Consider the following 24,786-nt stretch of genomic DNA (forward strand, 5'->3'; position numbering starts at 1 on the left):
GGAGCCCCCTGCATGACACCCTGCCACCGCCCGACCGGCTTCACCCTGCTCGAGTTGCTGATCGCGCTGACTGTCTCCACCATCCTTATGGCAATGGTGATGCCTGCCTGGCACCAGCATATGGAACGCGGCAGGCGCGCCGAGGCACGCAGCGCACTGATCGGCTTGATGCTGGACCTGGAGCGCCACGCGCTCGCCACCATGAGCTTCGCCGCCCAGCCGGGGGGCGCAACGGTGGCCGGCAAATGGCCGCAGTCGGTGCCCGCCCAGGCAGCGCGCCCGCGTCATTGGATCAATGCCGGTGCCTGCCCGGGCAGCGGACTGGCGCATTGCGTGGAGCTGCGCGCCGTGCCGCAGACGCCGGATGCGTCATGCGGCACGCTGATTCTGCGCAGCACCGGCGAGTGGCTTGCCCAGCCCGCCCTTGCCGCGGAGCCAGTACCGCTGCCCCAGGCGTGCTGAGACGGCCGTGCGTCGGCTCTGGCACCGGCATTCGCGTCGCGGTGCAACGCTTGCCGAACTCCTCACCTGCGTGGCTGTGCTGGCCATCCTGGCGGCGCTGGCTTTGCCGTCCTGGCAGCGCTTGCAGGCGCGCCAGCAGGTGATGCTGGCGGCAGACCGCCTGGCCGGCTCGCTGGCGGTGGCGCGATCGGCCGCCGTAGCCCGGCGATCCGACGTGGTACTGAGGCCCTTGCCGGGTGCTTCGTCGCTGGACCACGGCTGGCAGCTGGCACTGGAGCCGGGAGACGAGCCGGGCCAGGACAACGCCGGCTTGCTTGCTGTCGTCGAGCTGCGCGACGCCTGCCTGCGGATCGCCCTGCGCTCGACCGCGCAAGGCAGCAATACGCTGCGCATGACAGCTGTGGGATACTCTCGCTCAGAGCAAGGCGGGTTCCTCGCCGCCACCTTCACCGTGACCTGCCGGGGCGAACAGCGGCAGCTAAGGCTCGGTGCCCACGGCCGGGTCCGCTTGTGCACGCCGGGGCAGGATGCCGATTGCGACGGCCTCGCACAGTCCGAGCCGCCCTGACACCTGATGACTGTAACCATATCCAACTCACCGCCCGCGCGGCAGGAAGCACCAGGCCTCATGTTCTCCGATACCGACCACGCAGCCATGGCACAGGCTCTCGCGCTCGCCGAGCGTGGCATGTACACCACCACGCCCAACCCGCGCGTTGGCTGCGTTTTGTCCAAGGACGGCATGATCATCGGCCAGGGATTCACCCAGCCCGCCGGGCAGGATCACGCCGAGATCCAGGCACTCAAGGACGCCGCGGCGCGCGGGAACGATCCCAAGGGCGCCACGGCCTTTGTCACGCTCGAGCCCTGCAGCCATTTTGGCCGGACGCCGCCCTGCGCGGACGCGCTGGTGCGCGCCGGCATCGCGCGCGTGGTGGCCGCCATGGAGGACCCGAACCCGACGGTTTCGGGCCGTGGCTTGCAGCGGCTGCGCGAAGCTGGTGTGGACGTACGCTGCGGCCTGCTCGAAAAAGAAGCACGCGAACTCAACATCGGCTTTGTCAACCGGATGACGCGTGGCCTGCCCTGGGTGCGTGTCAAGGTGGCCGCCTCGCTCGATGGCGGCACCGCGCTGCACGACGGCAGCAGCCAGTGGATTACCGGCCAGGCGGCGCGCGACGACGGCCACGCCTGGCGCGCGCGCGCCAGCGCTATCCTGACCGGCATCGGCACCGTGCGCGACGACAACCCGCAGCTCAATGTGCGTGCCGTGGACACGCCGCGCCAGCCTCAGCGCGTGGTGGTGGATTCCCGGCTGGAAATTCCCCTGGACGCGCGCCTGCTGACGCCGGACACCGGCGACTTTGCCAAGCCAGTACTGGTGTTCTGCGCCTTTGACGATGCCGCGCGCCGTCGCGCCCTGGAAGCCCGCGGCGCGGAAGTGGTAGTGCTGCCCAATCCGCACGGCAAGGTGGAGTTGCGCCACATGCTGGAAGAACTCGGCCGGCGCGGCATCAACGAACTGCACGTGGAAGCCGGCCTCAAGCTCAACGGATCGCTGATCCGCGAGCATTGCGCAGACGAGTTGCTGATCTACCTCGCGCCCAAGCTGCTGGGCGACGCACAAGGCATGTTCCAGTTGCCACCCCTGGCGCGGCTGCAGGACGCCGCCGCCTTTCGCTGGCACGACGTGCGCATGATCGGCGAAGACCTGCGCCTGATCGCGCGCCGCGCCGATCACGTCTGATCGCCTGACGGCAGGCCGCGCGCAAAACGAATCCGCTGCGCACCTGCTAGCATGCGTGTTTTCCCATTGCATCAAGCATCGATCATGTTCACTGGCATTGTCGCGGCCGTCGGCCGCATCGAAACCGTATCCCCGCTGGGCGCCAGCGAAGCCGCAGCCGATGCCGGTGTGCGCCTGCGCATCCGTGCCAACGGGCTGGACCTGTCCGATGTCATCCTTGGCGACAGCATCGCCATTCAGGGTGCCTGCATGACGGTCATCGCGCTGGACGGCGACGCATTCGACGTCGATGTTTCCCGCGAATCGCTCGACAAGACCGCTGGCCTGGACAAGCCCGGCCGGGTCAACCTGGAAAAGGCGCTGACCCTGGCCGACCGCCTCGGCGGCCACCTGGTCTCGGGCCATGTCGACGGGCTTGGCGAAGTCACCCACTTCGCGCCGGTGGGCGAGTCGCATGAACTGCGCGTGCGCGCCCCGCGCGAGCTGGGACGCTATCTGGCCTACAAGGGATCGGTGGTGGTCAACGGCGTGTCGCTGACGGTCAACAAGGTCATCGACGATGAAGGCGGCTGCACGTTCTCGATCAACCTGATCCCCCATACGATCGAGGTCACCACGCTGCAGGACCTGAAGCCCGGCACGCGCGTGAACCTGGAGATCGATCTGATCGCGCGGTACGTGGAGCGGATGTTGAGCGCGCCAAAACCCGCCTGACACGCGTCTTCTCGGCACCCAGGCGGCCTGCCAAGGCCACCTGACTTTCCGCCGTCCGCCGCCGCACGGAGGGCCATCTGCATTGGCCCTGCCGGCGCCGCGCGCCCCGCGGCGCCTGGTTGACGTACAATATTGGGCCAGACCGCTGCCGCGGCCAGCCGGTATACCCCGAAGCGGCAGCCGGCCAGCAAGCCATCCCGCCCGAAATTCAGCCAGAATTCCAGCCCAAACTCCAGCCAGCTTCCCAGCCTGCAGCTATGACAATCGCCCGTACAGAAGAAATCATTGCCGAAATCCGTGCCGGCCGCATGGTCATCCTGGTTGACGAGGAAGACCGCGAGAACGAGGGTGACCTGGTCCTGGCTGCCGATTTCGTCACACCGGAGGCGATCAACTTCATGGCCAAGTACGGCCGGGGCCTCATCTGCCTGACGTTGACCGCCGAACGCTGCCGCCAGCTCGAGCTGCAACCCATGGTGAGCCGCAACGGCACGGTGCACGGCACCAACTTCACGGTGTCGATCGAGGCAGCCGAAGGCGTCACGACCGGCATCTCGGCGGCCGACCGGGCCCGTACCGTGCAAGCCGCGGTGGCCAAGGATGCCCGTGCCGCCGACCTGGTCCAGCCCGGCCACATCTTCCCGCTGACGGCCCAGCCCGGTGGCGTGCTGATCCGCGCCGGCCATACCGAGGCCGGGTGCGACCTGGGCGCCCTGGCTGGCCTGACGCCGGCCGCGGTGATCTGCGAGATCATGAAGGACGACGGCACCATGGCGCGCCTGCCGGACCTGATCGAGTTCGCGCAAGAGCATGACATCAAGATCGGCACCATTGCCGACCTGATCCACTACCGCAGCCGTACCGAGAGCATCATCGAGCGCGCCGGCGAGCGCACCATGCAAACGCCATATGGCACGTTCCACAGCATCATCTATCGCGACAAGCCGAGCGGCCGCGCCCACCTGGCGCTGGTCAAGGGCAACCCCCAGGCTGATCGCGAAACGCTGGTGCGCGTGCACGAGCCGCTTTCCACGCTGGACCTGCTGGAAGTGTCGCGTACCACGCACTCCTGGAGCGTGCCCGCCGCGCTCGAGGCCATTGCGCAGTCCGAACATGGCGTGATGGTGCTGCTGAACTGCGGCGACACGGCTGAACAGCTGTTCACGCAGTTCTCGGCGCTCGACGCGCCGCAAAACCGCCCGCGCGTGAAGCCGGACCTGCGCACCTACGGCACCGGCGCCCAGATCCTCAAGGATCTCGGCGTGGGCAAGATGCGCGTGCTGGCATCGCCGCTGAAAATGCCGAGCATGACCGGCTATGACCTTGAAGTGACTGGCTACCAGCCCATGAGCGGCGGCCAGGCTAACTGAACTACCGGATACACGGCGGCCGCGAGCCTATCGCGGGCCGCCACCCCGAACCCAGGAGAAGATAAGATGGATCACGGTTTCTACCCCAGCAACCTCGAAGGTGAAGGCCTGCGCATCGGCATCGTGCAAGCGCGCTTCAACGAACCGGTTTGCGCCGAACTGCTCGAAGCCTGCGTCGCCGAACTGGAAAAGTTGGGCATCGAAGGCGAGGACACCCTGGTGGTGACCGTGCCGGGCGCGCTCGAAATCCCGCTGGCATTGCAAAAAATGGCTGAAAGCGGCCAGTTCGATGCGCTGGTCGCGCTGGGCGCGGTCGTACGCGGCGAGACCTATCACTTCGAGCTGGTGTCGAATGAATCGGGCGCCGGCATCAGCCGCGTCGGCCTGGACTTCAATGTGCCCATCGCCAACGGCATCCTGACCGTCGACACCGACGCCCAGGCCCATGCCCGTACCCGCGAGAAGGGCCGCGACTGCGCCCGCGCCGCGGTGGAAATGGCCAACCTGGTCTCCGCGCTGGATTCGCTGCGCAGCCAGGAAGCGGATGAAGACGAGGACGACGATGAGTGACGCGCCCGAGAGCAGCAACCCAGCCGGCAAGCCGGCGGACGACGCCGGCGCGAAGCCCGTCGCCAAGGCCGAGCCCAAGGCTGCGCCCAAGAGCGCGCGCCGCCGCTCGCGCGAACTCGCACTGCAGGGCCTGTACCAGTGGCTGCTGAACCGCAACGATACCGATGCGATCCAGGCCCACCTGCACGACGCCCAGGGCTTCAACAAGGCTGACCGCGAGCACTTCGATGCACTGCTCAATGGCGCGATCCGCGAAGAAACCCGGCTGACGGGTGCCTTCGAGCCGTTCCTGGACCGCCCGGTGAGCGAGTTGTCGCCGGTCGAGCGCGCGGCCCTGCTGATCGGCAGCTACGAGCTGATCCACTGCGTGGACATCCCGTACAAGGTTGTCATCAACGAAGCCGTGGAACTGACCAAGACCTTCGGCGGCGTCGAAGGCTACAAGTACGTCAATGGCGTGCTGGACAAGCTGGCCGCCAAGGTGCGCGCGCCGGAACTGGCCGCCCGACGCTGAACGACAGCAACCGGCGCCGTTCACGATGCCACGCTTGCCGTACCGACACCCGCTCCGGCGGGTGTTTTTACTTCTACCGCGGCCAACACCCGCCCAACTGCGGCTTAACTGCAGCCTAACACCCATCAACCCACCTACCAGGCCCACCAAGCCTATCCCACCATGGATCTGCAGCGCCTCGCCACTGCCTCCCGTCTAGCCAATATCGATGCCTTCCACGTGATGGAGCTGGCCAAGCAGGCCGCCGAACTCGAGCGTGCCGGGCGCCACATCATCCACATGGGGATCGGCGAGCCCGATTTCACGGCCGCCGAGCCCGTGGTGCGGGCCGCCGAGGCCGCCATGCGCCGCGGCGTCACCCAGTACACCGGCGCGCTGGGCATCGCGCCGCTGCGCGAGGCCATCGCCGGCTATTACAAGACCATGTACGGGATCGATATCCCTGCGCGCCGCGTGGTGGTGACCGCCGGCGCCTCGGCCGCGTTGCTGCTGGCCTGCGCCGTGCTGGTGGAGATTGGCGCGGAAGTGCTGATGCCTGACCCCAGCTACCCCTGCAACCGGCATTTTGTTGCCGCCTTCGACGGCCGCGCGAAGATGATTCCGAGCGGCCCGGCCCAGCGCTTCCAGCTCACGGCGGAGCAGGTGGAGACACATTGGGGCGAGCAGACCCGCGGCGTGCTGCTGGCGTCGCCCTCCAACCCCACCGGCACCTCGATCCTGCCGGACGAACTGGCGCGCATCCTGAAGGCCGTGCGGGCGCGCCAGGGCTTTGCCATCGTCGACGAGATCTACCAGGGGCTGTCGTACGATGCACCGCCGGTATCAGCGCTGAGCCTCGACGACGACGTGATCACCGTCAACAGCTTCTCCAAGTACTTCAATATGACCGGCTGGCGCCTGGGCTGGCTGGTGGTCCCGGACGAACTGGTAGGCGCCTTCGAGAAAGTGGCGCAGAACCTGTTCATCTGCGCATCGGCCGTCGCCCAGCACGCCGCGCTGGCCTGCTTCTCCCCCGAGGCGCTGGCGATCTACGACGCGCGCAAGGCGGAGTTCCATCGTCGCCGCGATGCCATCGTGCCGGCGCTGGAATCGCTGGGCCTGCGGGTGCCGGTCAAACCGGATGGCGCCTTCTATGTGTATGCGGACTGCCGCGGCGTCAACCACCCGTCCGCCGGCGATGCCGATGCCCTGACCCAGGCCATGCTGCACGATGCCGGCGTGGTGCTGGTGCCGGGCCAGGACTTCGGTCCATACACGGCGAGCGACTATATCCGGATCTCCTACGCAACCTCGATGGAAAACATCGAGGAGGCCATGGCGCGCCTGGGCAAGTTCTTCGCCTGAACGCCGGCCAGAGCGCGGTCAATGCAACGGAAAAAGCACCCCGAAGGGTGCTTTTTTTTCGGCGCTGCCGAGATACGCGGATCCCGGGATCAAGCGCTTTTCGGAACGTTGCCTGCCGCTTCCAGCTTGTCGCCAGCCGTGCCGCGATGACGCTCGGCCTGTGCCTTGGCATCCGCAGTCACTTCCGGCTTGGCCGACACCGGCTCAGCCGCGACGCTGTGCACGCCCGGCAGTTGGCGCAGGCGGGCACGCTCTGCCAACACCTTGGCGCCATAGCCGCCATCGGTGTTGGTGGTCGCCGCACCCACGTAATACTTCAGGCCGCCTTCCAGCGAACCGGCGCGGGCGATGCAGTCCTTGAGCACCAGCGCACCGATCTTGATGTTGGCGTACGGGTTCAGCGCGGCTGCCACGCCGCCCACGGCCTCGTACTTGTCCTGATGGACCTTGGTCATCACCTGCATCAGGCCCTGCGCGCCCACGCCGCTCTCCGCGTACGGATTGAAGCTGGACTCGATCGCGATCACGCCCAGGATCAGCAGCGGATCGATGCCGACCTCGCGCCCTGTCAGGTATGCGGCCTTGACCAGTTGCGCGGTGGCCTGCGCCGCCACGCGATACTTGCGCGCGATGTACTCAGCCACCACAGCCTGCTCACGCGCGCTGCCCAGCGTGGCCGGGTTACGTGCATCCAGCGCCACGCGCTGCGCCGGGATCTGCGCCGCCAGGTGAGCCACGGAGGGCACCTTGCCCGCGGGCTGCTGGCCCCAGTCGTCCGTGCCGGACACGGTCGGCAATCCCGCCGGCTTGGCCTGCGCCATCGTCAGGCCCAGCTTGGCCGCGGCCACATCGGCCGTGGAGGCTGGCACTGCCGCTTCCATCAATACCGCAGGCGCTTCCTCGCCAGCCAGCGCACCGGCCAGGGCCGTACGCCATTCCTGACTGACAGACAGCGATACCGCAGCGACTACAGACACAACCCCGAGACTGTTCAGGGCATATTTCAATGTTGCGCGACCGCTGCGTAAAGCGCGGCCAGCGACCGGATGCGCAAGGCGGACCTGCAATGCCCGACTCACTCCGGGTACCGGGTGTCTGAAACGGACCTGCAATGCCCGTCCGACTCCGGGAAGATGAAGGGTTTTCCAACCACTCATACTTACCTCCATCCGCTGTCCGCTTCGTGCCACGCTGCTGCGCCGCACGCCCGTTGACCGCGTATTCAAGTAAGGATGCCGCGCCGCCCAGCAAAGACGTCCAGCACCTGTTGGTGGGCGCTCCCCATGCGCCCAACGAGAAACAGGGTAGGCTCTTGGGGGAGCCTGCCCTGCCGCGAACTACTCAAAGCACCCGGCCACGGCCGGGGCGATCGATCGAATCCGTCCTGCTCAGACGCATCCGCTCATATGATCAGATATGGATAATTCCCCACTAATGCCCTTGACAGGGCGGAAGAACATGTGCTGCACCGCAACACTCCAACGAGCAGAACCGGATTGTAGGAACCCTTTTATACATCGTCAAGAATAACGTTTCCGATAAACAAAGCTTTTAGTTATATGTAACAAGGGTCTTTGACGCACTTCCGTGCCCCCGCCATTGGTTGAAACTCAGTACTGGCAAAGCATGGAGGCCATCCTTGCCGACCGCGGCAGAGTCAAAAAATTTACAATTTGGACATACAAATTGGGGCGATTTTTTTGTGTCCCATCACATTAATGTGAATATTGCATCACACAACTTGCATGGACGGGTGCGCTAACGCGCCTGCGCCTCAATCGAATAAATCATGAAATACAACGACTTGCGCGATTTCCTGGGCCAACTGGAAGGCCTTGGCGAACTGAAACGGATCGGTGCGCCGGTGTCGCCCAACCTCGAAATGACCGAAATTTGCGACAGGCTGTTGAGAGCGGGCGGACCGGCAGTCGTGTTCGAAAACCCGAGCGATCCCCATCGGCCTGGTCAGACTTATAGCGTGCCCGTACTGGCCAATCTGTTCGGCACGACACGCAGGGTAGCCCTCGGCATGGGAGCGGAAAGCCTGGCCGACCTGCGCGACATCGGCCGCGTTCTGTCGGCACTCAAGGAACCCGAGCCACCCCGTGGCTTGCGCGAAGCCGGCAAGCTGTTCACCCTCGTCAAATCGGTATGGGACATGGCGCCCAAGCGCGTCAGCAGTCCGGCCTGCCAGGAGGTGGTGTGGGAAGGCAACGACGTGGATCTGGCACGCCTGCCGATCCAGACGTGCTGGCCGGAAGACGCGGCGCCGCTGATCACCTGGGGCCTGGTGATCACCAAGGGTCCGCACAAGAAGCGCCAGAACCTTGGCATCTACCGCCAGCAGGTGATCAGCCGCAACCAGGTCATCATGCGCTGGCTGGCGCATCGCGGCGGCGCGCTGGATTTCCGCGAGCATGCGCTGGCCAACCCCGGCAAGCCGTTTCCGATCGCGGTGGCGCTGGGCGCGGACCCCGCCACCATACTCGGCGCCGTCACCCCGGTGCCCGACACCTTGTCCGAATACCAGTTTGCGGGCCTGCTGCGCGGCAGCCGCACCGCGCTAGCCGGCTGCATCACGCCGACGCTGTCCGAGCTGAGCGTGCCGGCCTCGGCCGAGATCGTGCTGGAAGGCCACATCCAGCCCGACCCGGATCACCCATCCGGCTACCAGCATGCGCTGGAAGGCCCGTACGGCGACCACACCGGCTATTACAACGAGCAGGACTGGTTCCCCGTCTTCACCATCGACCGCATCACCATGCGGCGCGATCCGATCTACCACTCCACCTATACCGGCAAGCCGCCCGATGAACCCGCGGTGCTTGGCGTGGCGCTCAATGAAGTGTTCGTGCCGCTGCTGCAAAAGCAGTTCCCGGAGATCACCGACTTCTACCTGCCGCCGGAGGGCTGCAGCTACCGCATGGCCGTGGTGCGCATGAAGAAGCAGTACGCTGGCCACGCCAAGCGCGTGATGTTCGGCGTCTGGAGCTTCCTGCGCCAGTTCATGTATACGAAGTTCATCGTGGTGGTGGACGACGACGTCGACGTGCGCGACTGGAAGGAAGTGATCTGGGCCATCACCACCCGCGTCGATCCCGCGCGCGACACCGTGCTGGTGGAGAACACGCCGATCGACTACCTCGACTTTGCCTCGCCGGTGTCAGGGCTGGGCTCGAAGATGGGCATCGATGCCACCGACAAATGGCCCGGCGAGACCACTCGCGAATGGGGCCGGCCGATCCAGATGGATGCCGCGGTCAAGGCCCGGGTCGACGGCATGTGGGACGCCTTGTTCGAGGCCCGCGCCAAAGCGTGATGGAAGCGTGATGGAAGCGTGATGGAAGCGTGATGGCGGGCAGCATGTAAGATCACACCAAAACCGCATCGCAACCCATCCGCACGTCCGCGCGAGACGGACCCGAGGAGGAGACATGACTACCCTTGAAGAAGGGCAACTGAGATGGACGCCGTCGCAGGCGTTCCGCGACGGCAGCCGCATTGCGCACTTCATGCGCTGGCTGGAGGGCGAGCGCGGCCTCGCCTTTGCCGACTACGGCGCACTGTGGCAATGGTCGGTGACCGACCTGGAAGCCTTCTGGGACGCCATCCGCGCCTACTTCGACCTGCGCTTCGATACCCCTGCCGAGCGCGTGCTCGGCAGCGCGCAGATGCCCGGCGCACGCTGGTTCGAAGGCGCCAGCCTGAACTACGTGCAACAGGTGTTCCGCCATGCCGGCAGCGGCGCCGCGCGCCAGCGCACGGCCATCCGCTACGCCGGTGAATCCATCGCGGTCACCGACCTGAGCTGGGATGGGCTGGAGCAGCAGGTTGCCTCGCTGGCCCACGCCTTGCGCGGCATGGGCGTGGCGCGCGGCGATCGCGTGGCGGGCTACCTGCCGAACATCCCCGCCACGGTTGTCGCCTTCCTGGCCACCGCCAGCCTTGGCGCAATCTGGTCGGGCTGTGCGCCCGACATGGGCCAGGTGGCGGTAAGCGACCGTTTCCGCCAGATCGAACCTAAGGTGCTGATCGCCGTCGATGGCTACCGTTATGGCGGCAAGGCCTACGATCGGGCGCCAGTGCTGGCCGACCTGGCCGCCGCCCTGCCCTCGCTCACCGACCTGGTACTGGTGCCGGGCGAGCACACCGATGCGCATGCCGCCCCCGACGCCATCCTCCTTCCCGCCAACGTGCGTCGCCACGCCTGGCAGGCGGTGCTGGCGCATCGCGTACCGCTGGCGATCGAATCCGTGCCATTCGATCACCCGCTGTGGATCGTCTACTCCTCCGGCACCACCGGCATGCCCAAGCCCATCGTGCACGGCCACGGTGGCATCGTCATCGAGCAGCTCAAGCTGATGGCGTTTCACAACAACCTCGGGCCGGACGACGTCTTCCACTGGTACAGCAGTAGTGGCTGGATCATGTGGAACGCGCAGATCGCGGGGCTCCTGCTGGGCAGCACCATCGCGCTCTACGACGGCAATCCCGCCTGGCCCGACGCCGGCGTGCTGTGGCGCTTCGTGGATGCCGCGCGCGTCACCGCCTTTGGCGCGGGCGCGGCGTTCTTCACGGCCGGCATGAAGGCCGGGATCGAGCCCGCGCGCGTGGCCGACCTTTCCCGGCTGCGCGCGCTCGGCTCGACCGGCTCGCCGCTGCCAGCCGAGGCCTATGACTGGATCTACCGCCACGTGGGCGCGGACATCTGGCTTGCGCCGATGAGCGGCGGCACCGACTTCGCCGGCTCGTTCGTGGCAGGCTGCCCGATCCTGCCGGTCTACTCGGGCGAGATGCAGTGCCGCTGCCTGGGCGCTAAAGTCGAAGCCTTCGACGAGGTGGGCAATGCGCTGGTGGGTGAGGTAGGCGAGCTGGTCTGCACGGCGCCGATGCCGTCGATGCCGCTGTTCCTATGGGGCGACACGAACGGGCAGCGTTACCGCGACAGCTACTTCGACACCTATCCCGGCGTGTGGCGCCACGGCGACTGGATCAAGATCACCGCGCACGGCGGCGCCATCATCTACGGCCGCTCGGACGCGACCATCAACCGGCACGGCATCCGCATGGGCACCAGCGAGCTGTACCGCGTGGTGGAGGACCTGCCCGAAGTGCTCGACAGCATGGTGGTGGACCTCGAATACCTGGGGCGCGACTCGTATATGCCGCTGTTCGTGGTGCTGCGCGACGGCATGGCCCTGGACGATGCATTGCGTGACACCATGCGCGCCCGCATCCGCAGCGCGCTGTCCTCGCGCCATGTGCCCAACGAGATCCTGCAGGTGCCCGGCGTGCCGCGCACGCTGTCGGGCAAGAAGATGGAAGTACCCATCAAGAAGCTGCTGCTGGGCCACGCGCCCGACAAGATCGCCAACCGCGACGCCATGGCCAACCCGGAAACGCTGGACTGGTATTTCGCTTACGCCGAGCGATTTATCGCGGCGCGCGCCAGCGAGTCCGCGGCGGCGTGAACGAAAGAAAGGGCGCACCGCAGCCTTGAACGCCGCGATGCGCCCTCTTCTTCCTCCTGGCAGGACGGTCAGAACTCCACTTCGAGTTCGCTGATTTCGTCCGGTTCCTTCTTCGCCGCGACGATCCATTCCTGCAGCTCCGGCATGGCGAGGATCTGCTTGCAGTACTCCACCGGCGCCGGATCCAGCATCACGCCGTAGGTCACGAAGCGCGTCACCACCGGCGCGTACATCGCATCGGCCATGGTGCGCGTTTCGCCAAACAGATAGGGGCCGCCGTATTGCGTCAGGCACTCGGTCCAGATCTGCACGATGCGGTCGATATCGGCCTGCGCGCGCGACCACACCTTGAAGCCAGGAAAGTGCCCCTTCAAGTTCATGGGCAACGCCGCGCGCAAGGCAGCGAAGCCCGAATGCATCTCGCCGCAAATGGCGCGGCAATGCGCGCGTGCGGCACGGTCATCGGGCAGCAGGCCGGCCTTCGGGCGGACCTCGTTGAGATACTCGGCGATGGCCAGCGTGTCCCACACGGTCACGCCCTGGTGCAGCAAGCGGGGAACGAGAATCGAAGGCGACAGCAGCAGGATTTCCGCGCGCGCCGCGGCGTCATCGGGGGGCACCAGCACCTCCTCGAATTCCAGTCCCGCGAAGCGCACCAGCAGCCAGCCGCGCAGAGACCACGATGAATACGTTTTACTGCTGATGGTGAGTGTCGTCCTTGCCATCCCGCCTCCTTGCCACCTGGAAAAGCCGTCGCACGGCGGGCGATTTCCGCCGTCTGTGTGCCAGCAGACGGTGCGCCCGTATCTCTCGCTGCAGTGTCGCGCTATGCGTTGTGCGCTTTGTGCTCGCTGCTTCTACTATGAATTTGTACTACATCATGGCGGGGACATCGGTGCAGCTTGCGCTTACCTCGCTCTTACCTCGATGTGGCGCACAAACATACGCCGCAGCCGGAACAGGCACGCTCAGGCACGCATCAGGCGCGCCATTTCACGGTTAAAAATGCGCCAGCCACGGCGGCACCGGCACGGTGCGCCGGGCAGCACCAGCATGAGGCAGATGTAATGGCGAAGATCCGCGCGCGCAGTTCGCGCGCGGCGCTTGCGCCGCATACGAACCAGAACAGATCACCCCGTTCCATCATACGGGCAGGCCCGCAAGCCTCATGCCAACGCAATTCGCCGTGGCACGCATATTGCGGCTGATGAGGTCAACGCATAAAAAGGGGCCAGCCATGCTGTATCAGGTGTACCAGACTTATGCGGATCTCATGCATCCCGCCTGCTGCCTGGCCGACATGGTGTCGAACACGCTTGCAGAAAATCCGCGCATGGCAGGATGCGAGCCGATGCTTGCCACGCGCGCGGCCTGCGAGGTGCTCGCACTGAGCCGCCTGACGCACCATCGCCCGCCCTTTGCCATTGACAGCGTCATGGTGAACGGCACACCGGTACAGGTTACGGAGGAAGTGACCGCGAGCACGCCGTTCTGCTCGCTGCTGCACTTTCGCAAGCACGGCGTCTCCGGCCACCCGCGCGTGCTGCTGGTGGCGCCCATGTCGGGCCACTTTGCCACGTTGCTGCGCGGCACCGTGCAGACCATGCTGCGCGATCACGATGTCTACATCACTGACTGGCACAACCCGCGCGACATCTCGCTGGCGCACGGCCGCTTTGGCTTTGACGAGTACGTCTACCATCTGATCGATTTCCTGCGCGTGCTGGGCGGCGGCACGCACCTGATGGCGGTGTGCCAGCCCACCGTGGCGGCGCTCGCCGCCGTGGCGTTGATGGCGGAGGATAGCGATCCGGCACAGCCGCCGAGCGTGATCCTGATGGCCGGCCCCATCGACGCGCGCATCAACCCGACCAAGGTCAATGAGCTCGCCACCAGCCAGCCCATCGAATGGTTCGAGCGCTCGCTCACCAGCTACGTCCCGTTTCGCTTTGCCGGCGCGATGCGCCGCGTCTACCCCGGCTTCATGCAGCTGATCGCCTTCATGAGCATGAACAGCGAGCGCCACCAGCAGGCTTTCCGCGACCTCTACGATCTGCGTGCCAGCGGCCAGCATGATCGCGCGGATGCGATCCAGGTGTTCTATGAAGAGTACTTCGCCACCATGGACCTGAGCGCGGAGTTCTATCTCGAAACCGTGAGCATGGTGTTCCAGGAATTCCTGCTGGCGCAGGGCCTGCTGGACGTAGGCGGGCGCCGCGTGAACCCGCACGCGATCCAGCGCACGGCGCTGCTCACGGTGGAGGGCGAGCGCGACGATATCTGCTCCATCGGGCAGACCATGGCCGCGCAGGAACTGTGCGGCAGCCTGCGGCCCTATATGCGCATGCACCACGTGCAAACCGGCGTGGGGCATTACGGCGTGTTCAACGGCAAGCGCTGGGATTCGCAGGTCTATCCGCTAGTGCGCAACGCCGTCTATATGAACGCGTGAGGTTGAACGCATAAGACCGCGCGGCGCGGCCAGGTAGCCAGGTGCCTAGGCTGCGTTTTGGTCCGCCGGCCACGGCGTCACCGCCGGCACCGCGCACGGGCCCTCGACGTCGACGGTGCCAAAGTCCGCCGGTCCCACGATCTCCAGGTACTCCATGTCCGGCGAGTAGTCGAACAGAAAATGCGTGATGCCGGGGCGCTGGTGCACGCAATCGCCAGTCGCCACCAGTGTCTCCTTGTCCTCGTACATGAAGCGCGCCCAGCCCTTGAGCATCAGCACCACATGGAACTGCGCCTCGTGCCGGTGCCAGCCGGTGCCTTGCTCGGGCGGCTGGTTGGCCTTGACCAGTTGCACCAGCAGCTTGCCGCCAGTGGCCTCTGCAATACCCAGGTCGCGATACAGGAAGAAATCGCGCAAACCCTGGTCAACGAAGGCAGTGTCTTGCGGGCGCACGTGGGAGAACTTCGTGGAGGAGGCATCCGTGGCGGCATCGCCGGCGGACGCGGTGGACTTGCTGAGGGACTCGGCCATGACAAGCTCCTTTCGCTGAGGGAAACGCTCTGCGCTGCGACGCAACATTCACGCCAGCGGCCGCGTGCCCACGCAGCGCCGAAAGCGGCAAGAACCGGTCCGAATGTGGCGCACCGATCGCCGCGAAAGGCACATGCCTGATGAACGCCCGACGTCTCTGCACCCGTCGGGGGCGCGACCAGGCACCGCACAGGTGCCGCGGCAAGGCGCGTTGACGGCTATCATGCAGCGATGCCCACTCCCGCCGCAACTTGCATGCTGCCTCTCAATTCTATGCATTTCCAAGGCCAGGAACTGATCCGGGTCGGAGACGATTCCAGTTACATGCTGCTCGCCCCGCAGTTCGGCGCCCGCCTGGTGCGCTGGGTGCATCGCGGCGAGGACATTCTTTACTGGCCGGAGAACGCCGACTGGTCCCAACTAGCCCGCGTGCGTGGCGGCAACCCGATACTGTTCCCCTTCATTGCCAGGCACTTCGTCGACAGCGTGCCCGGCGCATGGAGAGACGCCAGCGGCACCGTGCGCGCGCTGCCGATCCACGGCTTCGCGCGCGACCTGCCCTTCGCGGTCACGCGGTTTGAGGCGGGACGCAGCCTGACCATGACGCTGCAAGCGTCGGACGCAACGCGCGCGGCCTACCCCTTCGAGTTCCTGTTCGAGGTCACCTACCGGCTGAGCGACGACAACCTCGAAGCCACATTGCGCACACGCAATGCCGGCGAGCAGGCCCTGCCTTACTACGCTGGCCACCACTTCTACTTCCCGCTTGCCCACCAGGCGCGCGCCGCTTCCACGCTGGCCATGCCGGCCGCGGAACTGATGCGCCAGCGCCCCGACGGCTCGCTGGAGGCGAAGGGCAAGGGTGCCGAGACCTATCGGCTCGACGACCCACGGCTGCAAGACACCTTTCACGTCCTGAATACGCAGCCTGCAGCGCAGCGCCACTGCACGCTGGCCACGCCGCCCGATGCCACCGCCCCGCATGGCCGCAAGCTGGTGATCGAGCTGGACACGCCGGGCAGCACGCCCTGGTTCGCGGTCACCACCTGGTCGGAGCGCGTCGACTCCGACTTCTACTGCGTGGAACCATGGCTCGGCCTGCCCAACGCCATCCACCACGGCACGGGGTTGCGCTGGCTCGCGCCGGGCCAGGAGGAAGCGGCGGTCTGCCGGCTGCGGGTGGCTCCATAAGGCGCCATCGCGCCTTCAAGTTTTCCCCCGATCGGCCGTTGATCGAAATAGCGCCCACGTCACCCAGAGGCGCTTCGGCACAGCGCGCCTCGACCACGAGGCGACGCCGCCGGACAACCGATCGGCGTACGCTAAGGGAGGAAGACAATGTTGAAGCACCTGTCCATACGGGGCTATCTCAGCCTCATGGTCGTTTTTTTCGGACTGGCATTGGTGGTGGGCGCCGCGGCCGGATTGTTGTCAATGCGCGCAGGCAATGCTTCGCTGCAACAGATGTACACCATCGACACGCCCGCCGTCGCGGACCTGGAAGGCAGCGCTGGCCAGCTGCTGCGCTTGCGGCTGGCGCTGGCCACCTATGCCTCGCTCTCCGACCTGAACGACCAGGAAGGCGCCGACGCAGTACTCAAGCGTTTTGATCAATACCTGAAGGCCTCGAACGAGCGCTTCGCGCACTATCTCAGCGGCGCCGGCAACGGCGAAGAAGAGCAACGCCTCATCAAGGACATGCAGGACAAGCGCGCGAAGTTCCTGAGCGAAGGCATCAACCCTGCGCTCACCGCGCTCAAGGCTGGCGACAAGACGGCGTTCCTGAAGCAGCAGGCGCACAAGCTGCCGCCGCTTTACAGCGCCTATGAAAAGGCCATGCTGGCGCTGGAGAAGCTCCAGCTCGATCGCGGCGCGCAACGCTACCAGCAAGCGCAGGACCGCTTCAAGGCGGTCAGTACGACGGTAGCCATCGGCCTGGTTGCCGCGCTGCTGCTCTCATGGGCAGGACGAGCGGCGCTGATGCGCGCCATCGTGGATCCGGTCAATGCGGCCATCGCGCGCTTCAACCGCATCGCGGCCGGCGACCTGACCGGCGAGGTCGTCGCCGCCGGCGACAACGAAATGGGCAAGCTCAGCGCCGCGCTGCAGCAGATGCAGGCCTCGCTGATCGGGACGGTTGGCACCGTGCGCAGCGGCACCGAATCGATCAATGTCGGCGTACGGGAAATCTCCGCCGGCAACACCGACTTGTCCCAGCGCACGGAAGAACAAGCGGCTTCACTCGAGCAAACGGCGGCCAGCATGGAAGAACTCACCTCCACCGTGAAGCAGACCGCCGAGAACGCCAAAGCGGCCAGCCAGCTGGCGCAAGGGGCATCCGGGCTGGCCGCGCAAGGTGGCGAGCTCACGCAGCAAGTGGTCGGCACCATGCACAACATCGTCGCGGACTCGCGCAAGATCGGGGACATCGTCGGCGTGATCGAGAGCATCGCCTTCCAGACCAACATCCTGGCGCTGAACGCGGCGGTGGAAGCGGCTCGCGCGGGCGAGCAAGGGCGCGGTTTCGCCGTGGTCGCCACCGAGGTGCGCTCGCTCGCCCAGCGCAGCGCGGGCGCCGCCAAGGAAATCAAGGGCCTGATCGGCGCATCGACCTCGCGCGTGGCATCCGGCGCGGAGCTGGTGGAGCGATCCGGCACAACCATGGCGGAAATCGTCAGCGCCATCGCCCGCGTCAGCGACATCATGAACGAAATCGCCGCCGCGTCGGCCGAGCAGAGCAGCGGCATCGACCAGGTCAACGTCGCCGTCGCCCAGATGGACGAAGTGACGCAGCAGAACGCCGCGCTGGTCGAGCAAGCGGCCGCGGCAGCCGGCTCGCTGGAGGAGCAGGCGCGCCGGCTGTCGGCGGCGGTGGCCGTGTTCCGGATCGGCGGGAACGGATCTGGCCAGCCGGATCGGGCCCGGAACGTCGCCGGTGCCACGCCGGCGTTTGGCGTCTAAGGGGCCACGCAGGCCCCGGCGCACCGGTTCCGCCGGTGCGCCAGAGCGCGAGATAGTGCACTTTTCAGAGGATCCGGCACCTGCGCACCTTGCGCTCGCCGCGGAATCCCGCGTAGAATCGCGCTTCTTGCGGGCGTCGTATAATGGCTATTACCTTAGCTTCCCAAGCTAAAGACGTGGGTTCGATTCCCATCGCCCGCTCCACATCAGATTGAGACGAGCCGCCTTCGCCACTGGTCGCATGCCCGATCAGGATCGCCCGGCGGCTTTTTTGTTGCCATGCTCCCCCAAGACCCCAGTTCCGATCCGACGCCAGCCGACGACGCTGACAAAGCGCCCGCCGAGGCTGCCGACGGCAGCGACGTGGCGCATCCGCGCCGCATCCGTTCCTTCGTGCGCCGCGCGGGGCGAACCTCCACCGGCCAGCAGCGTGCCATCGATGACCTGGGGCCGCGCTTCATCCTGCCCTACGCACCGCAGCCGCTCGACTGGGAAGCGACGTTCGGCCGCGCCGCGCCAGCGATCCTCGAGATCGGGTTCGGCATGGGCGAGACCACCGCGCATATCGCGCAACTACGCCCTCAGGACAATTTCCTGGGCTGCGAGGTGCATGAACCCGGCGTGGGCGCCCTGCTCAAGCTGCTGGGCGAGCGCGAGATCGGCAATGTGCGGATCATGCCGCATGACGCCGTGGAGGTCATCGCGCACATGCTGACGGAATCCTGCCTGGACGGCGTGCATATCTTCTTCCCCGACCCGTGGCACAAGAAGCGCCACAACAAGCGGCGCCTGGTGCAGCCGCCGCTGGTCAAGCTGCTGGCCAACCGGCTGAAGCCGGGCGGCTACCTGCACTGCGCGACCGACTGGGAAGAGTATGCCCACCAGATGGTGGAAGTGCTGTCGGGTGAACCCACCCTGGCCAACACCTCGGACGCCCCCGGCGGCTTTGCGCCGCGGCCGGACTACCGCCCGGTGACCAAGTTCGAGCGCCGCGGCGTGCGGCTGGGCCATGGCGTGTGGGACGTGGTGTTCCGCAAGCGGGCATGAGTGACCTGAAGCTGCGGAAACGCCCCAAGCGACTTTGGTGAGCTACGATAGAATAGTAGCTTGCGACACACAAACGAAAGAGCGATGACCACGGAAGTTTTTCAGCCGATTTCGGTAAAGCCTCCATCGAGCAATCGATTTCTCTTTGCCGTGCGCTGCCTTGTGGATCTTCAGCTTGGCTCCATAGTTAAGTACCTTCGCCCTTCAATATCCTGCCTGCATGGTGACGTGCTGGATGTTGGTGCCGGGGAGTCGCCGTGGCGGGAATGGCTGCCGAACGACTGCCGTTATCGCGGACTCGATGTCGGAGAGTCGGCGACATTCGGCATGCGAGCCAACCGCCCCGACATCACCTACTATGATGGCAAATCGATGCCGTTCAGTGATTCGTCATTTGATGGTGTAATGTGCATTGAGGTGCTGGAGCACGCGGAAGAGCCAGAACTGGTAGTCGAGGAAATAGCCCGCATATTGAAGGATGAAGCTACTCTGCTGCTATCCGTTCCATGGTCTGCGCGTCGGCACCACATCCCACACGACTATCACCGCTTCACAAGAGAACGATTAGAAGGGCTCCTGAGTTCTCATGGATTCGCCGCCATAAAGATTATCGAGCGAGGGAACGACGTCGGAGCCATCGCCAGTAAGTTGATTGTTCTTACCATCCGACTGCTCAAGCCAGTTCGCAAGACATCCTTGATCTGGACCCTTCCACTCTCAATTCCCACCGGCCTGACCGCAGCGTGCATGCTCTTTGCCGCACACATCTCAGATAGGCTTGGCCTAGGCTCACAGGAAGACCCGCTTGGGTATTTCGTGACAGCGGTGCGCGAAGCACGCTAGAACAAATCTCGCAGCGTACTATTTTTGGGCACACGGGATTGAGGATGGAAAGGCCGAGGTGATTGACCGCTTGCTGTCACGCTGCTTCACAGCCCATTCGTACCCCCAACACGGAAGGCTTGCTTCATGATGGAACGGTGCCAATAGCACCCGCCCCTTACCAGAGTACAAGCTGTAGATGGTGGCGCTGGATTCCTTGGTTCCGGCCGATCACCTCTTGCGCAAGATCGCTGCCGCGGTCGATTTCGAGTGCGAACAAGGTGGGGGGCGACATGTGTGCGAGCGTGACTAGGACCGTGTGGGGATACCAGGCGGCTGGCCGAACGGGGCAAACGATTTCATGCCCTGCGCAACGAGACCGTGGGGAGACAGTAGAGCGCCGATTCGCCGACGCGAGGGAACTACACAAACCATCGGTGTGTGCCCGCATGCGTGAGCTACGCAAGGCTGTCGAGCAATGCTTGCTGGCGGCGGCGGAGCAGAACATCAAGAAATTGCCCTGTACTCGCGCTTTTTTACGTGAATGAGACCTCTCTCTGGGCTACAACGACGTCTTAACGCGATTCTCTCCCATCTAGCCGTGATCACTCCGGCCAGTCACAACTTAGCCTGATAGCCGTCCCGCCACCAACAGAAAACGCCACACCCTGAAAACGTGGGGTTGGTCAGCAATCTGAGGCGTGGCCGCGAGCCACGCCATTTTCATTTGCCGCAGCCCATGTCAGGCATGCCAGGCGATCAGCCCAGAGTATGCCGTCGCCAGCACAACGATGCCGAAAATGATCCGGTACCAGGCAAACGGCTTGAAGTCATGGGTGGCGACAAAGCGCAGCAGCCAACGCACACACAAGAAGGCAGACAGGAAGGCGAAGACGAAGCCGATGCCGAAGATGCCCAGGTCGTCGGCGGACAGCAGCGCGCGCGACTTATACAGTTCATAGACGGTGGCACCGAATATCACCGGGATCGCCAGGAAGAAGGAAAACTCGGTGGCTACCTGGCGCGACAGCCCGAACAACATGCCGCCGATGATGGTGGCGCCGGAGCGCGAGGTGCCCGGGATCAGCGCGAAACACTGCGCCAACCCGACCTTGATCGCATCGCGCCAGTTCAGGTCGTCTACCGACTCGATCCGCGGCGCGCCGGCCTTGGCGGCCTCCAGCAGCGCATTGCCCTGCGGGTGCGATACCTGGCCGCGATGGCTTTCCCGCCATTCGGCCCACAGGATCACCACACCACCAACGATAAATGCGGTGGCCACGGTGATCGGGTTAAACAGGTGAGCCTTGATCCACTTGCCGAATACCAGCGCCAGCACGATCGCCGGCACGGTGGCAACGATCACGTTGATGGCAAAACGCCGGGCCTTTTCATCGGTGGCCAGTCCGCCCACCACGGTGACGATGCGATGGCGGAACTCCCAGCAAACCGCCAGGATGGCACCGAACTGGATCACGATCTCGAAGATCTTGCCCTTTTCATCATTGAAGTCGAGCAGCTGGCCGGCGAGGATCAGGTGGCCTGTGCTGGAGATGGGCAGAAACTCGGTCAGTCCTTCGACGATGCCGAGGATCACGGCTTTCAGGGCGAGGGCAATATCCATGCTGATTGGAATGTGTGGAATGCTGAATGGAAGAGCGAAGGAAAAGCCAAGGAAAAGCCAAGGACAGGCGGGCAAGAGGGAAACGGGCAACCGTCAGCCTTATGCCATCAGCCACGCGCCAGGGATCACAACTATCCGCCACGACCATGACACCGCAGTGGCTGCGCAAGGTGCATGCCTGGGCGCGGCGCGTCATCAAGGCCGATTGATCTTGACGTTGATCCCATTGGGCAAAACGGTGATTGTACCGGGTTCGACACTGGCGCCGGCGAGGCGCAGCTCGTCGGGACGGAAGGTATAGAGCGGATAGCCTTGCAGCAACTGCTCCGCAAGGATGCCGCCGAGCGCGTTGAACTGGCGCGTGAGCTGAGGCGGCAGGCCTTTGACGTCGAATTGCTGGACCTGCGGGTCCTGCAGCACCACCGCGCGGCTGGCCGGGTCGTAGCGCAGCCCGCTGTCCAGCGCAAAGCGGCCGGTCATCGGCTCGCCGGAGAACAGGCGGTTGTTCACCGTCGCGTCGAACTGCACGTTCACCCGGTTGCGGCTGGGATCTAACGTGAGCTGCGGGTTGGCGAGCTGGATGTCGAACAGCTCCATATAGCGCTTGTTGAACGGGAACTTGCGCTCCAGGGCCGATTGCAGCTGGCTCTGCGAGAAGGTGTAGTCGTTGCCCATCATGCCGCAGCCCACGAGTGCCGCGGCCAGCGCGGCGCTGGCGCTTGCTGCCAGCCAGCGCCGGCGATTGATCATGACCATCTGTTTGTTCCTTGCGGGTTCAGGCGGCGCGGCCAGGCGCGGTGGCAACCTCAAGCTGCGTCAGCCACGCCAGCGCTTGCCCGCGGGTTTCGCCGCACATGTCGGCAGAGGGCTTGAGCCCGGCGCAAAATGCCGGCCGCGTGGGCTCGCCAAAAATCGCGCAGCGCCGATCAGGCAGCAACTGCACGCAGGGTATGCCGGCCGGCTTGCCGCCGGGCATGCCGGGAATCGGCGAGGTGATGGAGGGCGCGGTGCAACAAGCGCCACAATCGGGCCGGCAAGAGAGTTCTGACTGAGGGGACATGGCAATGGTTCAGGCGCGGACGACGCCCGGCAGACCATATTGTGCCCCAAGCCGTACGGCCCTCCCCGCGCTTGACCGCCGGATTCCTGTCCACTACATTACTGACCCATGAGTTATTTATTTGCAGCTCATGCGGATTGCTCCCCGCAGAGGTGCACAGCGCCCCAGTGAAAAACCCGCCAGGCCAGAGCCAGAATCAGGAATCCGCCAACACCAAACGCTGGGCTCGCCGCAAGGCAGCGCGCCCACAGGAACTGGTGGCCGCCGCGCTCGATCTCTTCGTCGATCGCGGCTATGCGGCCACCCGGCTGGAAGATGTCGCCGCCGCGGCGGGCGTGTCCAAGGGCACCGTCTATCTGTACTTTGCTAATAAGGAAGAGCTGTTCAAGACGGTGGTGCGCGAAAACCTGGTGCCGACGCTGGCCAGGGGCATCGACCTGGTGGAGAACTACCAGGGCTCGACGCCGGAGTTGCTAAGGGAATTGCTGCGCGGCTGGTGGGGCCTGGTCGGGGCGACGCCGGTGGCCGGCCTGACCAAGCTGATCATGGCCGAATCCAGCCATTTTCCTGACATTGCCCAGTTCTACCACGAGGAAGTGGTGCTGCCGGGCGATGAGTTGTTCGCGCGCGTGCTCAAGCGCGGCGTGGCGCGTGGCGAGTTGCGCGACATGCCGGCCAACCCGACCACAACGCTGATCTGCGCGCCGCTGATGTTCCTGATGCTGTGGCAGCGTGCGTTCAGCGCGTCGTCGCGCATCGAGATCGACCCCGAGGCATTCCTCGACAACTTGCTCCAGATGTTGCTGTTCGGCCTGACCACCGGCGCGGCGCGCGATACCCCGCTGCCGCCCAAGGTCGGCCCCTACGTCTGGGAACAGCTACAACAAGAAGCCCTGGCACAAGCGCAGGGGCAGCAGGCCGCGCGGGAGATCCCAGCGCCGCCGCCGGAGACCGCATGACCCGACGCAAGAAGATCCTGATCGCCGCGATCGCCACCATCGCGGTGGTTGCCGTGCTCAGCGCCGCCGCCGCCGTGCGCAAGGCAAGCAATGGCAAGCCCGGCGCGGCCCCGGTGGCCCCGGCTGCCGCGGTGCAAGACCTGGTGGAGTTCCTGCCATCCGACCTGGTCGAGGCCACCACGCAAGACTTGCGCGTGTCGCTGCCGCTGTCGGGCGGGCTGCGGGCGCTCAACCAGGCCTCGGTCAAGGCCAAGGTCGCGGGCGAGGTACTGCAAGTGCTGGTGCGCGAGGGCGAAGCCGTGCGCGCCGGCCAGGTCATCGTGCGCATCGAGGCAACCGAGTACCAGGCCAAGGTCGCGCAGGCGCGCGGGCAGATGCTGGCGGCGCGTGGCCAGTATGAGAATTCCAAGCAGACCTTCGAGCGCAATCGTGAGCTGGTGGCCAAGGGCTTTATCTCAAAGACCGCCTTCGACAACTTCCAGAGCAACCTGGACGTGGCGCACGCCAATCTCGATGCCGCCCAGGGCGGCCTTGAAGTCGCGCAAAAGGCGCTCGCCGACACCATCGTCAAATCACCGCTGGATGGCCTGGTAGCCGCGCGCGCGGTGCAGCCGGGCGAGAAGGTCTCGCCCGACACGCGCCTGATCGACGTGGTCGACCTGCGCGCGCTGGAACTCGAGGCGCCGATCCCCATGGCGGATGTGGCACGCGTTGCCATCGGCCAGGCCGTGCAGCTCGACGTGGAAGGCAGCGGCCGCTTCGAGGGCAAGCTGGTGCGCATCAACCCGGCGGTAAGCCAGGGCACGCGCAGCATCATGGTCTATGTGCGGGTGGACAACCCCGAGGCGCGCCTGCGCGCGGGCATGTTCGCCCAGGGCTCGCTGGTGCTCGGCCACCACGCCGGCGTGGTGGCGGTGCCAGCCACAGCAGTGCGCAACGATGGCGAGCGCGCGTTCGTCTATAGCGTAGAGAATGACGTGCTGGCTGAGCGCCAGGTCAAGCTTGGCATCAGCGACGATGCGAGCGGGCTGGTGGAAATCACCAGCGGCCTGGCCACCGGCGCCAAGGTGGTGCGCAACAACCTCGGCACCCTGCGCGCGGGCAGCCGCGTCAAGCTGGTCAAGGCGTAGGAGCCCCC

The 24,786-nt window shown here is 65.4% G+C and carries 23 protein-coding genes, 1 tRNA gene and 1 pseudogene; 19 read left to right on the plus strand and 6 right to left on the minus strand.

Annotation, left to right across the window (positions count from 1 at the left end):
• Positions 1-12: 12 nt before the first annotated feature.
• The 8 genes from A9975_RS33820 (at position 13) to A9975_RS33855 (ending at position 6,721) form a co-directional block, all read left to right on the plus strand.
• Entirely contained in the window at positions 13-462 is a 450-nt protein-coding gene (locus A9975_RS33820) for a type IV pilin protein (protein WP_183036548.1), read from the plus strand.
• 7 nt (positions 463-469) lie between these two features.
• A complete protein-coding gene (locus A9975_RS33825; RefSeq protein ID WP_183036549.1) occupies positions 470-1,030 on the plus strand; it encodes a GspH/FimT family pseudopilin in 561 nt (186 codons plus the stop codon).
• Positions 1,031-1,090: 60 nt separating this feature from the next.
• Entirely contained in the window at positions 1,091-2,209 is a 1,119-nt protein-coding gene (gene ribD, locus A9975_RS33830) for a bifunctional diaminohydroxyphosphoribosylaminopyrimidine deaminase/5-amino-6-(5-phosphoribosylamino)uracil reductase RibD (protein ID WP_183036550.1), read from the plus strand.
• A gap of 84 nt (positions 2,210-2,293) precedes the next feature.
• Entirely contained in the window at positions 2,294-2,923 is a 630-nt protein-coding gene (locus tag A9975_RS33835; protein ID WP_183036551.1) for a riboflavin synthase, read from the plus strand.
• Between the two features lie 257 nt (positions 2,924-3,180).
• Positions 3,181-4,293 carry a bifunctional 3,4-dihydroxy-2-butanone-4-phosphate synthase/GTP cyclohydrolase II gene (ribBA, locus tag A9975_RS33840; protein ID WP_043348572.1) on the plus strand — a complete coding sequence of 371 codons (1,113 nt, stop codon included), beginning with the start codon at positions 3,181-3,183 and terminating at the stop codon, positions 4,291-4,293.
• A 66-nt stretch (positions 4,294-4,359) separates the two neighbouring features.
• Positions 4,360-4,863 (plus strand): 6,7-dimethyl-8-ribityllumazine synthase, encoded by a 504-nt coding sequence (gene ribH, locus A9975_RS33845; RefSeq protein WP_150984096.1) that lies wholly within the window; start codon positions 4,360-4,362, stop codon positions 4,861-4,863.
• Entirely contained in the window at positions 4,856-5,377 is a 522-nt protein-coding gene (gene nusB / locus A9975_RS33850; RefSeq protein ID WP_150984095.1) for a transcription antitermination factor NusB, read from the plus strand. The genes ribH and nusB overlap by 8 nt, the downstream gene beginning before the upstream one ends.
• Before the next feature lie 162 nt (positions 5,378-5,539).
• Positions 5,540-6,721 carry a pyridoxal phosphate-dependent aminotransferase gene (locus A9975_RS33855; protein ID WP_174422591.1) on the plus strand — a complete coding sequence of 394 codons (1,182 nt, stop codon included), beginning with the start codon at positions 5,540-5,542 and terminating at the stop codon, positions 6,719-6,721.
• An 89-nt stretch (positions 6,722-6,810) separates the two neighbouring features.
• On the opposite strand, the gene A9975_RS33860 is transcribed toward A9975_RS33855, so the two are convergent.
• Positions 6,811-7,878: a lytic transglycosylase domain-containing protein gene (locus tag A9975_RS33860; RefSeq protein WP_183036552.1), complete on the minus strand. Its 1,068-nt coding sequence runs from the start codon at positions 7,876-7,878 to the stop codon at positions 6,811-6,813.
• 632 nt (positions 7,879-8,510) lie between these two features.
• Here A9975_RS33860 and ubiD point away from each other — a divergent pair.
• Positions 8,511-10,040 carry a 4-hydroxy-3-polyprenylbenzoate decarboxylase gene (ubiD, locus tag A9975_RS33865; protein WP_174422593.1) on the plus strand — a complete coding sequence of 510 codons (1,530 nt, stop codon included), beginning with the start codon at positions 8,511-8,513 and terminating at the stop codon, positions 10,038-10,040.
• 115 nt (positions 10,041-10,155) lie between these two features.
• On the plus strand, positions 10,156-12,192 hold the full coding sequence (locus tag A9975_RS33870; RefSeq protein WP_183036553.1) for an acetoacetate--CoA ligase: 2,037 nt from the start codon (positions 10,156-10,158) through the stop codon (positions 12,190-12,192).
• A 68-nt stretch (positions 12,193-12,260) separates the two neighbouring features.
• Here the strand turns inward: A9975_RS33870 and A9975_RS33875 are convergent, their stop codons facing one another.
• Positions 12,261-12,917 (minus strand): glutathione S-transferase family protein, encoded by a 657-nt coding sequence (locus A9975_RS33875; protein WP_183036554.1) that lies wholly within the window; start codon positions 12,915-12,917, stop codon positions 12,261-12,263.
• A 512-nt stretch (positions 12,918-13,429) separates the two neighbouring features.
• On the opposite strand from A9975_RS33875, the gene A9975_RS33880 reads away from it, so the two are divergent.
• Positions 13,430-14,644 carry a polyhydroxyalkanoate depolymerase gene (locus A9975_RS33880; protein WP_183036555.1) on the plus strand — a complete coding sequence of 405 codons (1,215 nt, stop codon included), beginning with the start codon at positions 13,430-13,432 and terminating at the stop codon, positions 14,642-14,644.
• 45 nt (positions 14,645-14,689) lie between these two features.
• Here A9975_RS33880 and A9975_RS33885 read toward each other — a convergent pair whose 3' ends face one another.
• Positions 14,690-15,175: a cupin domain-containing protein gene (locus tag A9975_RS33885; RefSeq protein ID WP_183036556.1), complete on the minus strand. Its 486-nt coding sequence runs from the start codon at positions 15,173-15,175 to the stop codon at positions 14,690-14,692.
• 273 nt (positions 15,176-15,448) lie between these two features.
• On the opposite strand from A9975_RS33885, the gene A9975_RS33890 reads away from it, so the two are divergent.
• The 6 genes and pseudogenes from A9975_RS33890 to A9975_RS33915 form a co-directional block, all read left to right on the plus strand.
• Complete coding sequence (locus A9975_RS33890; RefSeq protein ID WP_183036557.1) at positions 15,449-16,366, plus strand: aldose epimerase; 918 nt, start codon at positions 15,449-15,451, stop codon at positions 16,364-16,366.
• A 147-nt stretch (positions 16,367-16,513) separates the two neighbouring features.
• Positions 16,514-18,136: a methyl-accepting chemotaxis protein gene (locus A9975_RS33895; protein ID WP_183036558.1), complete on the plus strand. Its 1,623-nt coding sequence runs from the start codon at positions 16,514-16,516 to the stop codon at positions 18,134-18,136.
• A gap of 129 nt (positions 18,137-18,265) precedes the next feature.
• Positions 18,266-18,340: transfer RNA gene (locus A9975_RS33900), tRNA-Gly, on the plus strand.
• Positions 18,341-18,415: 75 nt separating this feature from the next.
• Positions 18,416-19,183 (plus strand): tRNA (guanosine(46)-N7)-methyltransferase TrmB, encoded by a 768-nt coding sequence (gene trmB, locus A9975_RS33905; protein WP_183036559.1) that lies wholly within the window; start codon positions 18,416-18,418, stop codon positions 19,181-19,183.
• An 84-nt stretch (positions 19,184-19,267) separates the two neighbouring features.
• Positions 19,268-20,026: a class I SAM-dependent methyltransferase gene (locus A9975_RS33910; RefSeq protein WP_183036560.1), complete on the plus strand. Its 759-nt coding sequence runs from the start codon at positions 19,268-19,270 to the stop codon at positions 20,024-20,026.
• Positions 20,027-20,329: 303 nt separating this feature from the next.
• Positions 20,330-20,553: pseudogene (locus tag A9975_RS33915) on the plus strand (IS5/IS1182 family transposase); the annotation flags it as partial.
• Positions 20,554-20,747: 194 nt separating this feature from the next.
• On the opposite strand, the gene A9975_RS33920 reads toward A9975_RS33915, so the two are convergent.
• The 3 genes from A9975_RS33920 to A9975_RS33930 form a co-directional block, all read right to left on the minus strand.
• Complete coding sequence (locus A9975_RS33920) at positions 20,748-21,629, minus strand: undecaprenyl-diphosphate phosphatase (protein ID WP_150984085.1); 882 nt, start codon at positions 21,627-21,629, stop codon at positions 20,748-20,750.
• Positions 21,630-21,824: 195 nt separating this feature from the next.
• Positions 21,825-22,385, minus strand: coding sequence for a DUF1439 domain-containing protein (locus tag A9975_RS33925; protein ID WP_183036561.1), 561 nt, complete (start codon positions 22,383-22,385; stop codon positions 21,825-21,827).
• 19 nt (positions 22,386-22,404) lie between these two features.
• On the minus strand, positions 22,405-22,689 hold the full coding sequence (locus A9975_RS33930; protein WP_183036562.1) for a YkgJ family cysteine cluster protein: 285 nt from the start codon (positions 22,687-22,689) through the stop codon (positions 22,405-22,407).
• A 167-nt stretch (positions 22,690-22,856) separates the two neighbouring features.
• On the opposite strand from A9975_RS33930, the gene A9975_RS33935 reads away from it, so the two are divergent.
• A complete protein-coding gene (locus A9975_RS33935; RefSeq protein ID WP_183036563.1) occupies positions 22,857-23,648 on the plus strand; it encodes a TetR/AcrR family transcriptional regulator in 792 nt (263 codons plus the stop codon).
• Complete coding sequence (locus A9975_RS33940) at positions 23,645-24,778, plus strand: efflux RND transporter periplasmic adaptor subunit (RefSeq protein ID WP_183036564.1); 1,134 nt, start codon at positions 23,645-23,647, stop codon at positions 24,776-24,778. Before A9975_RS33935 ends, A9975_RS33940 begins: the two co-directional genes overlap by 4 nt.
• Positions 24,779-24,786: the final 8 nt, after the last annotated feature.

The sequence above is a fragment of the Cupriavidus sp. UME77 genome (genome assembly GCF_014170355.1).
Lineage (GTDB): Bacteria > Pseudomonadota > Gammaproteobacteria > Burkholderiales > Burkholderiaceae > Cupriavidus > Cupriavidus basilensis.

Coding starts and splice junctions, on each gene's coding strand:
- A9975_RS33820 (WP_183036548.1), top strand. CDS start 13: ATGACACCCTGCCACCGCCCGACCGGCTTCACCCTGCTCGAGTTGCTG.
- ribD (WP_183036550.1), top strand. CDS start 1,091: ATGTTCTCCGATACCGACCACGCAGCCATGGCACAGGCTCTCGCGCTC.
- A9975_RS33835 (WP_183036551.1), top strand. CDS start 2,294: ATGTTCACTGGCATTGTCGCGGCCGTCGGCCGCATCGAAACCGTATCC.
- ribBA (WP_043348572.1), top strand. CDS start 3,181: ATGACAATCGCCCGTACAGAAGAAATCATTGCCGAAATCCGTGCCGGC.
- ribH (WP_150984096.1), top strand. CDS start 4,360: ATGGATCACGGTTTCTACCCCAGCAACCTCGAAGGTGAAGGCCTGCGC.
- nusB (WP_150984095.1), top strand. CDS start 4,856: ATGAGTGACGCGCCCGAGAGCAGCAACCCAGCCGGCAAGCCGGCGGAC.
- A9975_RS33855 (WP_174422591.1), top strand. CDS start 5,540: ATGGATCTGCAGCGCCTCGCCACTGCCTCCCGTCTAGCCAATATCGAT.
- A9975_RS33860 (WP_183036552.1), bottom strand. CDS start 7,878: ATGAGTGGTTGGAAAACCCTTCATCTTCCCGGAGTCGGACGGGCATTG.
- ubiD (WP_174422593.1), top strand. CDS start 8,511: ATGAAATACAACGACTTGCGCGATTTCCTGGGCCAACTGGAAGGCCTT.
- A9975_RS33870 (WP_183036553.1), top strand. CDS start 10,156: ATGACTACCCTTGAAGAAGGGCAACTGAGATGGACGCCGTCGCAGGCG.
- A9975_RS33875 (WP_183036554.1), bottom strand. CDS start 12,917: ATGGCAAGGACGACACTCACCATCAGCAGTAAAACGTATTCATCGTGG.
- A9975_RS33880 (WP_183036555.1), top strand. CDS start 13,430: ATGCTGTATCAGGTGTACCAGACTTATGCGGATCTCATGCATCCCGCC.
- A9975_RS33885 (WP_183036556.1), bottom strand. CDS start 15,175: ATGGCCGAGTCCCTCAGCAAGTCCACCGCGTCCGCCGGCGATGCCGCC.
- A9975_RS33890 (WP_183036557.1), top strand. CDS start 15,449: ATGCATTTCCAAGGCCAGGAACTGATCCGGGTCGGAGACGATTCCAGT.
- A9975_RS33895 (WP_183036558.1), top strand. CDS start 16,514: ATGTTGAAGCACCTGTCCATACGGGGCTATCTCAGCCTCATGGTCGTT.
- trmB (WP_183036559.1), top strand. CDS start 18,416: ATGCTCCCCCAAGACCCCAGTTCCGATCCGACGCCAGCCGACGACGCT.
- A9975_RS33910 (WP_183036560.1), top strand. CDS start 19,268: ATGACCACGGAAGTTTTTCAGCCGATTTCGGTAAAGCCTCCATCGAGC.
- A9975_RS33920 (WP_150984085.1), bottom strand. CDS start 21,629: ATGGATATTGCCCTCGCCCTGAAAGCCGTGATCCTCGGCATCGTCGAA.
- A9975_RS33925 (WP_183036561.1), bottom strand. CDS start 22,385: ATGGTCATGATCAATCGCCGGCGCTGGCTGGCAGCAAGCGCCAGCGCC.
- A9975_RS33930 (WP_183036562.1), bottom strand. CDS start 22,689: ATGTCCCCTCAGTCAGAACTCTCTTGCCGGCCCGATTGTGGCGCTTGT.
- A9975_RS33940 (WP_183036564.1), top strand. CDS start 23,645: ATGACCCGACGCAAGAAGATCCTGATCGCCGCGATCGCCACCATCGCG.